12 protein-coding genes and 3 pseudogenes are annotated in these 12,188 nt (G+C 66.2%); 6 read left to right on the top strand and 9 right to left on the bottom strand.

Annotation, left to right across the window (positions count from 1 at the left end; genetic code table 11):
- Positions 1 to 120: 120 nt before the first annotated feature.
- From ACVGV2_RS12865 to ACVGV2_RS12890, 6 genes are all read right to left on the bottom strand, one after another.
- A complete protein-coding gene (locus ACVGV2_RS12865) occupies positions 121 to 918 on the bottom strand; it encodes an SAM-dependent methyltransferase (RefSeq protein ID WP_459162614.1) in 798 nt (265 codons plus the stop codon).
- A 190-nt stretch (positions 919 to 1,108) separates the two neighbouring features.
- Entirely contained in the window at positions 1,109 to 2,020 is a 912-nt protein-coding gene (locus ACVGV2_RS12870; RefSeq protein WP_459162615.1) for an SAM-dependent methyltransferase, read from the bottom strand.
- 218 nt (positions 2,021 to 2,238) lie between these two features.
- Positions 2,239 to 2,631: a hypothetical protein gene (locus tag ACVGV2_RS12875; protein WP_459162616.1), complete on the bottom strand. Its 393-nt coding sequence runs from the start codon at positions 2,629 to 2,631 to the stop codon at positions 2,239 to 2,241.
- Between the two features lie 35 nt (positions 2,632 to 2,666).
- The gene (locus tag ACVGV2_RS12880; protein ID WP_459162617.1) at positions 2,667 to 4,175 is read right to left on the bottom strand and encodes a sodium:solute symporter family protein; all 1,509 of its coding nucleotides are present in this window, start codon (positions 4,173 to 4,175) and stop codon (positions 2,667 to 2,669) included.
- Positions 4,163 to 4,450, bottom strand: a complete 288-nt coding sequence (locus tag ACVGV2_RS12885) for a hypothetical protein (RefSeq protein WP_459162618.1) — start codon at positions 4,448 to 4,450, stop codon at positions 4,163 to 4,165. Before ACVGV2_RS12885 ends, ACVGV2_RS12880 begins: the two co-directional genes overlap by 13 nt.
- A 253-nt stretch (positions 4,451 to 4,703) precedes the next feature.
- Positions 4,704 to 5,609, bottom strand: coding sequence for an IclR family transcriptional regulator (locus ACVGV2_RS12890; RefSeq protein ID WP_459165978.1), 906 nt, complete (start codon positions 5,607 to 5,609; stop codon positions 4,704 to 4,706).
- 63 nt (positions 5,610 to 5,672) lie between these two features.
- Between ACVGV2_RS12890 and ACVGV2_RS12895 the strand changes: the two are divergent.
- Positions 5,673 to 5,915, top strand: a pseudogene (locus tag ACVGV2_RS12895) (CoA transferase); the annotation flags it as partial.
- A gap of 12 nt (positions 5,916 to 5,927) precedes the next feature.
- Here ACVGV2_RS12895 and ACVGV2_RS12900 read toward each other — a convergent pair.
- Complete coding sequence (locus tag ACVGV2_RS12900) at positions 5,928 to 7,193, bottom strand: RNA-guided endonuclease InsQ/TnpB family protein (RefSeq protein ID WP_459162619.1); 1,266 nt, start codon at positions 7,191 to 7,193, stop codon at positions 5,928 to 5,930.
- Between the two features lie 119 nt (positions 7,194 to 7,312).
- Here ACVGV2_RS12900 and ACVGV2_RS12905 point away from each other — a divergent pair, with 119 nt between their 5' ends.
- The 5 genes and pseudogenes from ACVGV2_RS12905 to ACVGV2_RS12925 all read left to right on the top strand — a co-directional run bounded on the left by ACVGV2_RS12905 (position 7,313) and on the right by ACVGV2_RS12925 (position 9,885).
- A complete protein-coding gene (locus tag ACVGV2_RS12905) occupies positions 7,313 to 7,612 on the top strand; it encodes a hypothetical protein (protein WP_459162620.1) in 300 nt (99 codons plus the stop codon).
- 1 nt (position 7,613) lies between these two features.
- Complete coding sequence (locus tag ACVGV2_RS12910; protein ID WP_459162621.1) at positions 7,614 to 8,204, top strand: beta/alpha barrel domain-containing protein; 591 nt, start codon at positions 7,614 to 7,616, stop codon at positions 8,202 to 8,204.
- A 64-nt stretch (positions 8,205 to 8,268) separates the two neighbouring features.
- Positions 8,269 to 8,658, top strand: coding sequence for a transposase (locus tag ACVGV2_RS12915; RefSeq protein ID WP_459162622.1), 390 nt, complete (start codon positions 8,269 to 8,271; stop codon positions 8,656 to 8,658).
- Complete coding sequence (locus ACVGV2_RS12920; protein WP_459162623.1) at positions 8,561 to 9,022, top strand: IS3 family transposase; 462 nt, start codon at positions 8,561 to 8,563, stop codon at positions 9,020 to 9,022. The genes ACVGV2_RS12915 and ACVGV2_RS12920 overlap by 98 nt, the downstream gene beginning before the upstream one ends.
- A gap of 99 nt (positions 9,023 to 9,121) precedes the next feature.
- Positions 9,122 to 9,885, top strand: a pseudogene (locus ACVGV2_RS12925) (transposase family protein).
- On the opposite strand, the pseudogene ACVGV2_RS12930 reads toward ACVGV2_RS12925, so the two are convergent.
- Positions 9,846 to 10,562: pseudogene (locus tag ACVGV2_RS12930) on the bottom strand (amidase). The pseudogenes ACVGV2_RS12925 and ACVGV2_RS12930 overlap by 40 nt on opposite strands.
- Positions 10,563 to 10,879: 317 nt before the next feature.
- Positions 10,880 to 12,187: an amidase gene (locus ACVGV2_RS12935; protein ID WP_459162624.1), complete on the bottom strand. Its 1,308-nt coding sequence runs from the start codon at positions 12,185 to 12,187 to the stop codon at positions 10,880 to 10,882.
- Position 12,188 lies beyond the last annotated feature (1 nt).

Here is a 12,188-nt window from a genome sequence, read left to right on the forward strand (position 1 = left end):
ACAACGCTCCGCCCAGTGTGCACTCCCCGGGCGGCGGTGCTGCCCAGGCGGCATCATGGATCCGCGTGGCCCGCGGCTTCGGCCCGCGTCCGTGCTGATCCGTGCGGTGTGGTGCTGTCGTCACGACCGGTGGCCGAGCGCGACGTAGCAATTGCTGCCGGCGACGGTGTCCTCGTCCGGCGTCGTCTCGGGATGCCACAGCGGGGCGGGCACCAGCCCCGGTTCCACGAGCGCGTAGCCCTGCAACAGCCGACGGATCTGCTCAGGGCTGCGTTCCCGCTCCGGCGTGGAGGTCTGCGCGGACACGGCCAGCAGGGCACGCATCTGCTCCTCGGTCCAGCCCAGGCGGGAAAGGTGGCTGATGGCGAGGTAACTGCCGCGGCAGGTGGCCTGGCGGTAGGCAGACAACGCCTGCAGGGCCTGCTCGTCATCGAGGAACGGCACCACGCCCACGGCCAGCACGGCGACCGGGCGGGTGCGGTCGAGCAGCTCGGCCACGCCGGGTGCGGACAACACGGTCTCCGGCTCGCGCAGATCAGCTTCGGTGACGCTCACCCGCGGGGTGCCGCCGAGCAGCCGACGCGCGTGGTGCACCGCGATCGGTTCGAAGTCCACGTAGGCGATGCGAACCTGCGGATTCTCCGCTTGCGCGATCTCGTGGACGTTGCCCTTGGTCGGGATCCCCGAACCCAGGTCGAGGAACTGGTCAATACCGCAGTCGGTGACCAGGTAGCGCACCACGCGGTGCAGAAACGCCCGGTTGCTGCGGATGTACACCTCGTTGTCCGGGATCGTGCCCGCCAACGCGTCCACCGCCTGCCGATCCACGGCGAAGTTCGCCGACCCGCCCAGCAGGTAGTCATACATCCGCGCGGTGTTCGGCCGTTCCGTTTCCAGATGCGCATCCCAATCCGACACAACCCCAGCACTACCCCATCGCTGCTGGCCACGTCGAGCAGCTCCAATCGCCCACCCCGCGTCGCACACGCAACAGACCTCTCCAGCCGCACGGACGCCCCAGCCGACCGGGCGCTCGCCGACGATCCATCAACTGGTTCCACTGCCGTGGCTGAACAGCAGGAAGAGCTGCCCGAGCTTCCAAGGGGATTCAGGGCAGGAGCCCCACGGCGCCGTGGACGTTGCCGCGGTGGGCTTCCTCGTCGGTGACCGGCCGGTCGGGCCGCCACTGCGCGGCGGGCACCACACCGGGCTCGACCAGGCGGTAGCCGGGCAGCAGCGCGGCGACCTCGTCGGGTGTGCGCAGGTGCAGCTGCGGCGTGGACGTGCCGGCCAGCAGCGACCGCAGGCCGGCGACCTCCTCGTCGGTGCGGCTCAGCTGGGCGTTGTTGGACACCGCCAGGGCACTACCGGACGCACAGGCGTCGCGGTACGCCGCGACCAGCGCGGCTCCGTCGGAGCTGGGAATGATGTCGAGCACGCCGAACGCGAGCACCGCCACGGGGCGGGTGAAGTCGAGCAGGCCGGCCACACCGGGCGCTGACAGCACCGCCTCGGGCTCGCACACGTCGGCTTCGGTCACGCTCACGCGGGCGTCGTCGCCGAGGATGTGGCGCGCGTGGTGGCAGGCGATGGCCTCCCAGTCCACGTAGGCCACGCGCACCTCCGCGTCGCAGGAGCGGGCGACTTCGTGCACGTTGCCCACCGTGGGCACCCCGGACCCCAGATCGAGGAACTGGTCGATGCCGGCCTCGGTGACGAGATACCGCACGGCGCGGGCCAGGAAGCCGCGGTTGGCCCAGCAGTAGTCCCGCTCGGTCGGCGCGATCCGCAGCGCCTGCTCAGCTGTTTCCCGGTCGATGGCGAAGTTCGCCGAGCCGCCGAGGTGGTAGTCGTACATCCGCGCGATGTTCGGCTGGTGAAGATCCGCGTGGGCGACCGCGGCCTGCAACTCCGCATCCTGCGACATCACCAGCAGGATACCGCTTCCCACCAGCAGCACCCAGCCGCCGAACAGCCGATGTTCACCGGCATACGCGGTGTCGACGACGGCGCAACGCACGATGGCTGCCCATGGTCCTGGAACGTTCCCGCTTGCACAGGCCGCCGGAGTGCTGATCGACGATCCACCACAGCGGGAACGGTCCACGGTTCGCGCGGGGCTCGACGCGGTGATGCGGTGCTCGCCGGCGGATTCCGCATCTCGTCCACGGTGTTGTCGTGCTGCGCGCACCTGCGCGTTCTCTCTGACAGGCCACGTCAGCAGCCCGTGTGCTGCGGTTACGGGCCGAAGGTGGCTCGCCACCCGATGGGCAGCGTGCGGGTGCGGCAGGTGGTATCTCCGGTTTGGCGCAGTTCGTCGGATGTGCGCCGTTCTGCGGCCTCGTGCTCGGTGTAGACGGCGATCCCGATCGGATCGCGGTGCTCGGCCGCCACATCACCGATCAGCACCACGTGCACCACCTCGCCGTCGACCAGCGGTGCCGTGCGGCCGGCAGCACCTTGCAGCGGGTGCTGTTCCCAGGAGGCGTACCGGCCGCGGATGGCACTGGCCTTCCTGAGGTCCTCGGCCTCGTCTTCGGTGGCGCACACCGCGATCAGCGGTTCAACGCCACCGTCGACACCCGGCGCAGCGGTGCGTTCATACACCAACCGCACGATCGGCTCACGCACCGCACCTCCCCCGCCGCAAAAACGGAACCCGCAGATCAAGTTCGCTGCACTGCTTCGACTACGGACTTTCCGGCCTGGGACTCGGTGGGCGACTGGCGGACGAGCATGCTGCCGACCACGCAGATCACCAGGTTGAGCCCAAGACCGACGAGCCCTCCGTGCACGCCGTGGAGCGTCTCCACTCCGGTGAGCGTCATCGTCCCTGCGAGGGTCGCACCGGCGGCCATGCCCCAGAACACGGGTCCGGAAGCAAGCCGCTGCCAGTACAGGCCGAGGACGAACGCGGGAGCCAGCTGGACGAGCAACTCGATCTTGAGCACGAAGATGTCCACGAGCGTGGCGGGCGGGTTCCACGCCAGCACGAGGAGGGCGAAGACCACCCCGACGCCGACGGCCTTGCCGATGACCACCTGCCGGTGCTCGCTGATTTCCCGTCTCGCGTAACGGGCGTAGATGTCCTTGGAGACGAGGGAGGAAAAGCTCAGCAGCGCCGAGTCCGATGTGGAGACGATGGCCACGACGACACCGCCGACGAGAAGCAGCATCGCCAGGTAGAACACCGGGTTGATCCCCGCCACTTCATTGGCGAGCATGCCGACCAGCTGCTCCGATTCGGTGTCGGACAAGCCAGGAAAGATCTGGATGGACATCATACCGACGCAGAACACCGCACCTGCGGTGATCAGCGGCATCCACACCATCCGCTTCAGCGAGCGCTTGAGGGTCCTCTCGCTGCGCGCCGAGTAGATCCGCTGGATCGCGTGCGGGTACATCGTGATGCCGATCCCCACGAGCAGAATCATCGAGAACCAGTTCACCGAGTCCTGCAGTGCGGGGACGGCCACCGCGTCCGGCTGCTGTTCCACGAAGTGCTGCGTGGTGTCGGACCAGGATCCGCCGGCGAGGACGAACGCACCGATGAGCATCACGACGATGCCGACCAGCAGTGCGATGCCCTGCATGACGTCGGTCAACGCGACCGCCCGCATCCCACCCATCCACGAGTAGGCCAGCATCACGCAGACGAACACCACGACGCCGACCTGGTAGGGCACGGTGTCACCGGTCAGGCCCGCGATGGCTTGACCCATCGCGATGAGCTGCTCGAGCAGGTAGCTGGCCAGTCCCCACAGCATGAGGACAGTGGCGAGCAGTGCGACGGCCGGCGAGGAGAACCGGTGGCGCACCCAATCGGTCGGGGTGATGAAGGAGTGCTTTTTCGCCATCACGTACAAGCGCGGTGCGAACAGCATGTAACCGGCCATCACCACGGTGAAGAAGGTGACCGACTGCCACCACGCGAATCCCTCGCGGTAGGCCTGCGGGGCGTAGCCGATGACGGTGTTGCCGCTGTACTGCGTGGCGTAGAGCGTGAAGAAGAGCACCAGGACGCCGAGGTTGCCGCCCGCGAGGTAATAGCTCTTCATGTCGTGCCGCATACCTGGCCGCCCCCGGCCGGAGAAGTAGCCGGTAAGCAGCATGAGCACCGCGAATCCCAGCAGGACGCTGATCCCGGTCCAGCCGCCGAAGGTCAGGTTCTCCACGAGTCACCCCCGTCTGTCGATGCTGGATCCGGGGATTCCTCCGCGTCCTCCACCAGGTTCCAGTGCCGGGACAGAGCCCAGTGCAGGAAGCCGCTCACCCCGATCGACGAGGCCACGGCCACCAGCGTCCACATCGGCATCCCGAACACGAGCGGGTGCAACGTCCCCGGCGGCAGATACCACGGGATGCCCACCAGGATGATCGCGATGAGCCCGATCCAGATCCACGGATTGCGGATCGGCTCCCTCCTGCGAGATCGGCCCGTTTCGGACACAGCCGACTCCTCTCCTGTGGCGGACCGGTGCTGTCGGACAACTCCACCACGGCCCCGCACTGCCGAGCGGACTCATGCGCGGGCACGCCGAACTGACCCCGGGAGACAACGCCACCGCGTTGATGCACCCAGGGCAACGTCCTGCGATGTGAGCCAGGTATCCATCATGTAGGTGCCAAGCATGCGAAGGATGATCCGATTCGTCAAGGCTCGGACCTCCCGGCACATCGACAGGCGTGTCCAGAACGCGGGATCAGTCGTGGTAGCCGATGCTCGCGGACACCTGCTTGGCGGCGCTGATCACGAGCGGTGCGATCCGTTCGGCGTCGGCCTCGGCGAAGCGCTGGATCGGTGCGCCGATGCCGATCGCTGCCGCGATGCTGCCGTCCATGTCGAAGACCGGAGCGCTCAGTGATCCTGCGCCGGTAGCGCGTTCCTCGAACGTCGCCGAGTAGCCGCGCTCGCGGACCTCGGCAACCTCGCGCTGCAAGTCCTCGAGGTCGACTGCCCGGTTGTCCTCCGCGCCGCCCCCCAGGCCGAGGCCGATGGCATCGCGCCACGCGCTCGGGTCGTGCGCGAGGAACACCTTGCCCGCCGAGCCGACGTGCAGCGGCATCACCATCCCGACCATGAATCGGCGTATCACCACGTGCCGGACCTCGGAGAGCGAAACGATCGTGCGATAGGGCCCGTCGCGCACCTGGAGGAAGGACGTCTCGCCCACAGCATCGCGCAGCTCGTCCAGGACCGGGCGGGCGAGCTTGACCAGGTCCATCCCGTACGCACCGGGCGCGGCCCAGCGCACCATGCCGAGCCCAATCCGGTAAGCGTCGCCGTCCTTGTCCAGAAAGCCCTCGCTCACCAGGTTCTGGACCAGCCGCTGGCACGTGCTCGGCGGCAGCCCGGTGCGTCTGGTGATCTCCCGGAGTTCGAGTTCCGGTTCGTCCAGCGTGAAGCATTCGAAGATCCTTCGAAGCTTCTGCAGCACCAGGACCGGGCGCGCCGAGCCCCCGGAAGCCTCCATGCCGCCGGAGCCTTCAGGCGTGTTCGGAACGTCGGTCACTGGCGCGCTCCTCCTCGTGCGTTGACGCCCCGATCGTACCGCCATGTGGGAAACCGGAAGCGGGCGGCGGCCCTGGGGGCAATCCTTGACACCCATGAACAACCTACATTGTAATTCTTCAAACCACATTGCGAGCGCTCTCGCCCAGGAGGGTGCCTGATGGACGACTCCGCAGATTCACAACCCGGCTCCCAGCCGGGTCCGCTTGCCGGCATCACCGTGCTGGAGATGGGCAACTTCATCGCCGCCCCCTCGGCGGGCCGGTTGCTCGCCGAGTTCGGCGCCGAGGTGATCAAGATCGAGCGGCCGGGCACCGGCGACGAGCTGCGCGGCTGGCGCCAGTACGGCGCTGACACCTCCCTGCTGTTCCGGCTGCTGGGCAGGAACAAGAAATCCTTGACTTCCTCCCCGCCCTCAAGGGGCGGGGATTCCCATCGGGCTCACGCCCGATCGTTCCTGCTTCGTTGCCGACTGCCGAAGGGAAGACCCTTGCGGACTCACACCAGCTCCACAGGCATCGCCGGGGTGCTGCCCGGCTACCGCTCGACCAGCGGCACGGATGTTCTTCGCCGCGTTGCGGTCCCGGTCGTGCCGGGTGCCGCAGTGCGGACACGTCCAGTGCCGCACGGACAGCTTCAGATGGTTCAGCAGGTGCCCACAGGCGGAGCACGTTTTCGAGCTGGGATAGAACCGGTCCACCACGACCACGGTCTTGCCCGCACGGGCGGCCTTGTACTCCAGCTGACGCCGGAACTCGCCGAACGCGGCATCCGACAGGCGCCGATTCAACCCGGCTTTGGACCGTACGTTACGTCCGGGCTCGTCGACGGTGCCACGCGCGCTGCTGGTCATGCCCGCCACGTGGAGGTCCTCGATCGCGATCGTGTCGGCCCGGCGGAGCAGGTTCGTGGACGTGCGGTGCAGAAAGTCCTGCCGCGCGTGGCGGACCTTGCGGTGCGCCCGTGCCACCTTGCGCTTGGCCTTGCGGCGGTTGTTCGAGCCCTTCTGCTTGCGGGCCATCATCCGCTGATACCGCTTGAGGTTGCGCGCCTTGCGGTCCAGGTGCTGCGGGTTGGCGATGGTTTCGCCCGTGGACAGGGTGGCGAAGTCCTTGACGCCGAGGTCCACGCCGATCGCCTCCCCCGTCGGTGCGGCCGGTTCCGGCTCGTCGGTGTCCACGGCGAAGGTCACATACCACCGGCCGTCGGGTTCGCGGGACACGACGGCCATCGTCGGGCTCAGCTCGGCAATGTTCACGTCCGGCCAGGACCAGACGAACTCCAGCGGCGCTGCCTGCTTGGCCAGCGTCAACTGTCCGTCGCGCAGCGTGAAGGCGCTGCGGGTGTAGTGCGCCGACTGCTTACCGGTGCGGTTTTTGAACCGGGGGTACTTGGCCCGGCTGGCAAAAGAAATGCGCAAACGCGGTGTGCTGATGCCGCAGCGTCTGCTGCAACGGCACCGACGAGACCTCGGACAAAACCCCAAGTCCTCGGTCTTTTTCCACGCGGCAAGCTGCGCGTCGGTTGCCTTGTAGGAGGTCGTCGTGCCGTGCGCGTGGTAGCGCTGATGCCGCTCGGCGAGGGTCTTGTTCCACACCAGGCGCACGCACCCGAACGTGCGGCCCAACTGGGCCGCCTGCTCGGAGTCCGGGTAGGCCCGGCACTTGTACGCCGTCCGCATACCCATCATTTTCCACGACAATCGACCACGAGTAAGCACGGGTGCATGGTTGCCCGGAACCACTCGGGATCGGCCCCTCCCCGGCGTGAACGCCGGGGCTTCCGCCGATTGGAGAAAAGGTGATCGGCGGCAACAACGACGGCATCTTCGGTCGCCTCATGCGGCTGATCGAACGACCGGACCTCGCCGACGACCCGCACTACGCGGCTCGGGCCATGCACGAACAGCGCACCGTGAACATCGATGACCAGCACAGCACCGAGATATCCGTCACGGGCATCGTGCCGAAGCTCTCGAACACGCCAGGAAACACTCGATGGCTCGGTCCTGAACTCGGCCACCACACCGCCGAAGTCCTCACCGGGATCGGCATCGAGGAGTCCGAACAGGACGCACTTCGCGCGGCGGGGGTGATCTGAAGTGGCCGACGTGCTGCTCACCGAGACGGCGCTGCGCGACGGGTTGCAGAACGAAGCCGGGACCGTGCCCACCGCCACCAAGGTCCGGCTCACCCGCATGCTGGCGACGGCCGGTTTCACCTCGCTGGAAATCGGTACTTTCGTCCGCCCGGACCGAGTCCCATCCATGGCCGACACCGACGACCTGGTCACCGCACTCGGCGCGGTTCCCGGTGTGACGCTGCACGCCCTGGCTTTCAACTCGGCCGGCGCCGAGCGGGCGATGGCGTGCGGAGTGGACAGCGTGCGGATCACCGCATCGGCCAGCGACGGGCACAGCCGCTCCAACACCGGCGCCGCCACCGCGCGGGCACTGGACCGTCTGGGCCGGTGCGCGGAGATGCTCGCCAGCTCCAGCATCCGGCTGGAAGCAGCGATCGCGACCGCGTTCGTGTGCCCGTTCGACGGCGATACCGATCCGGCGCGTGTGGCACGCCTGACGGACGGCCTGATCAAACTGGGTGCCGAGCGGATCCACCTGGCCGACACCATCGGGGCCGCGCATCCAACCCAAGTCGGCCGCACGATCGGCACCGTCCAAGATGCCCACTGAGGTGGCCCGAGGTCTCCGGACACGGACCCAAGTAGGGTTCGGGTGAGTCCGGAAAGGAAGAGGGTTGAGCAGTAAGCAGCGGAAGTACTCGCCGGAGCTGAAGGCCGAAGTGGTCAAGTCGGTTCTGGATAGGGGATTGACTCCGGCGCAGGCTGCGCGGGATTTCGGCTTGGTTGCCGAGACGGTGCGGAATTGGGTGCAGCAGGCGCGAAAGGAGCGTTCGGGTGGGACTACCGAACAGGCCCAGTCTTCGATTGATCAGGCCCGGTTGGCGGAGCTGGAACGGCGCAACGCTGAGCTCGAATCAGAAAACGCGTTCCTAAAAAAGCGGCCGCCTTCTTCGCGAAGGAACAGCGGTGAGCCAGCGCTTCGAGCTCATCGCCGCGGAGAAGGAGAACTTCGACGTGATCATGATGTGTCGCTTGCTGGGAGTGTCTACCTCGGGGTTTTATGATTGGTTGGATCGCCCGGCATCGGCCAGCCAGCAACGCCGTGAGAACCTCAAAGTGCTGATCCAGCACAAGTTTCATAACTCGGGTCGAACGTACGGGTATCGGCGTATCTGTGGTGAGCTCAACCGCCAGGGTGTGGCCGTCGACGACAAGCTGGTCCGTACGCTCATGCGTGAGCTCGAACTTACTCCAGTGCAGGTCAAGCGATGCCGCAAGGGGCTGACCGTGCCCGATCGGCAAGCCGCCGAACTGCCAGACCTGCTCGGCCGGGACTTCACCGCCGACCTACCGGGCGGCGCCATGGTCGGTGACATCACCCAGATCGACACTGCCGAAGGACCCTTGTTTGAGCCTTTTCCATCCTGATTGATGCTGGTCAGCAGGGGCGGAGGATGCAGAGGCAGAAGAAGCTCCTGGTAGGCAGGGAGTCGACCAAGACCTACCCGAGAGCCACCAGGAGCTTCAGTGCTTTCTTACCCGTCGGCGATGTCGTTGTCCAGCTCGACGCTGCGGTATCTGGCCGGTCTGCTCCGGCGCCACCGGCGTCGGATCCCGTCACCGTGGCGGCGCCTGTCGGCCTCACGGCAAGCGCTGTTGGTGCTGGCGCATCTGCGTAATGGCGACACGTACGAGCAGCTGGCCTGCGGTTTCGGTGTCGGGGTTGCCACCGTGTGCCGCTACATCCACGAGGCCGTCGCGCTGTTGGCCCGTCGAGCTCCGAGTCTGCAGGCCGCCCTGTGGCGGGTGTGCTCGAGCGCGTCGAACTACCTGATCGTCGACGGCACGGTCATTGCCATCGATCGGCTGGCCGCCTACGACCGGATGGATCCTTTTCCGGCAAACACCGCCACCACGGGCTCAACCATCAGGGCTTGATTGATCACGCCGGACGCCTGGTATGGATCTCACCCGGCCTGCCTGGTTCCGTGCACGACGTGATCGCTGCCCGCACGCACCGCATGCTCAGCACGTGCCGGCAAGCCGGCGTCATGGTGCTCGGCGACAAGGGCTATCAGGGCGATAGCTGCGGAACCCTCACCCCCGACAAGGGCCGGGAACTACCGGAGCCCTACCGGCAGGCCAACCGCGCCCACGCCCACGTCCGCGGGCCCGGCGAACGCGGCTTCGCCACCCTGAGCCACTGGCACATCCTCGACCAACTCCGCTGCTGCCCCCTGGCCGGGGCCTACTATGCCCCCGCCACCCTCACCCTCGAAAACCAAGAATGACGATGGAAAAGGCTCACTGTGTCCTGAAAGGCAACAAGAAGACTGGAACCAGCCCTAGAAACCACGCCCGGCGTGCTACGCACACCGACGAGGTTGCAGAACGAGGCAGGCAGTCTGGCTGAGCCACCACAGTCAGTACCGATACCTGCTACGGCGAGATTTGCCGCTATACCTGCCGCGGTACCGGCACTGGAACCACCGGGATCGTGATCGAGCTTGTAAGGGTTCTTGGTTTCACCGCTGACAGATGAGTACGAAAATCAGGAGGCGGCAAAATCGGGAAGAGTGGTCTTAGCGAGGACGATAGCGCCTGCCTCGCGCAGGCGGTGAACAGCGGTAGCGTCCTGTTCCGGCCGATAACCTTCTAGAGCGATCGAGCCGCACGTAGTGTCCACCTCAATTGTCTCGATATTGTCCTTTACGAGAACGGGAATGCCGTGCAAGGGGCCAATCGGTCCACCGGAGCGCTTCCACTCCTCATCCAGCACGCGGGCCCGTTCCACGGCTCCGTTGTTGACAGCCACGACAGCGTTGAGGTTCGGCCCACTACGGTCATAGCTCTCGATGCGTGCCAGGTACTCCTCACAGAGTGCTTGGCTGGTCAGGACTCCAGCGGACATCGCCGCGTGTATACCCTCGATCGTGGCTTCTTCGACTGACTCCTGAAAATCCTTCATGAAACGCTCCTCAAGCTTCGGTTCCTCGACAAATAGCCACGGCCAGCGAGCGACCCGCCATTGGGCCCTCGAAGACCATAACCTTTATCAACCCGTCCCGCGACTTCGCTGGCGGGCCAATGGAGCGATCTCAGCAATTCGCCTCATGTCGTTTTCATAGCGAGGGTGGAGCGTTCTACTTGAGCGAACGGTCGATCACTACTTCGACCGTTCGCCAATGTGGGAACGTTTCAGGTGTCGAACGGGCTTTTGTTAGCCAGGAGGCCGGCCAAGGCATCGCGCACGTGGTCGGATGAGTCGGTTTATACCAGTTTTCGCTAATCTCCGGACATGGTCTCTTCGAAGCGGAGCGCGGCTTGCAATGCCACGTGTTCGTGCCAGGGCGCCGCGCTCAACTGGAGTCCGACGGGCATTCCCGAACCCGGATGCTGGCCGCACGGCACGGTGATCGAGGGCCCGCCGTACATCGCCCACGTGTAGGTGAAGCGGGCTATTTCGGTAGTAGCTGCGGCCAAGTCGACATCGGCGATATGCGGGACATCGATGGGGATTGTGGGACTCGCGACAACATCGAGTTCCTGGAACATCACGTTCAGGTCGGATTGGAAACCACGTCGCCACTGCTGTGCGGTCTCGATGTCCCGTTCGGCCGTAGCTTCGCCGATCCGCAGTCGCCTCAGCACATCGGGGTCGAACGTCGAGGGAGCTGTCCGCAGCCGTTCCTGATGGAACTGCGCCGCTTCCGGGTACATGATGGTGAGCATCTGCTGCTGCGCTTGTTCGGCACCGGGAACCCGGACCGGGACGATTTGTGCCCCGAGCTGGGCGAACGTGTTGATGGCGGACTTGACCGTGCTGGCGACACCCTCATCGACACCGTCGAAGAAGAATTCCTGCGGCACGCCGACACGCATCCCACGCACATCGACGTCCAGCGCACTCATGACCGGAGTGCGTGTCCCTTGACGCGAGGTCGAATCCAGCGGGTCGAATTGATCCAGCGCGGCGATCATCCGTGCGAGCGTGTGGACATCGCAGGCCACAGGGCCGACCGTGTCGAAGGTTTTGCTGACCGGCAACACGCCGCGGTTTGAGATGCGGCCGATCGTGGGTCGTATCGCCGCGACACCGTTAACCGAAGCGGGAATCCGCACCGATCCGCCCGTGTCAGTGCCGAGCGCGATGGGCACGATGCCGGAGGCCACCGCCACGGCGGAACCACCACTGGAACCTCCGGAGATGCGTTCGCGGTCCCTCGCGTTGCGGCAGTCGCCGAACGTGCGGTTCTGGTTCGTGGCTCCCATGGCACATTCGGACATGTTGTTTTTCGCCACGATGATCGCACCCGCCGCGCGCAGGAGTCCGGCAACCGTGGAGTCGGCTTCTGCCGGGTGGGCACCGAGGAAGGATGAGCCCGCGGTGCTGGGAATCCCGGCGACGTCGATGTTGTCTTTGACGGTCACCGGAGCGCCGAACAGCGGGCCTCGTGGCGCATCCTTGGCATCGAGCCGTTCGGCTTCCTCACCGGCGTCCTCGCCGCGTAGCGTGGTGATCGCGCGCAGCTCGGGGCCCCGCCGCTGCGCACGATCCAACGCCTGCCGCACCCGCGTGCTGGCTGGTGCCATG

The sequence above is a fragment of the Bounagaea algeriensis genome (genome assembly GCF_054491375.1).

Coding starts and splice junctions, on each gene's coding strand:
- ACVGV2_RS12900 (WP_459162619.1), bottom strand. CDS start 7,193: ATGCGGACGGCGTACAAGTGCCGGGCCTACCCGGACTCCGAGCAGGCG.
- ACVGV2_RS12935 (WP_459162624.1), bottom strand. CDS start 12,187: ATGGCACCAGCCAGCACGCGGGTGCGGCAGGCGTTGGATCGTGCGCAG.
- ACVGV2_RS12890 (WP_459165978.1), bottom strand. CDS start 5,609: ATGGGTGTCAAGGATTGCCCCCAGGGCCGCCGCCCGCTTCCGGTTTCC.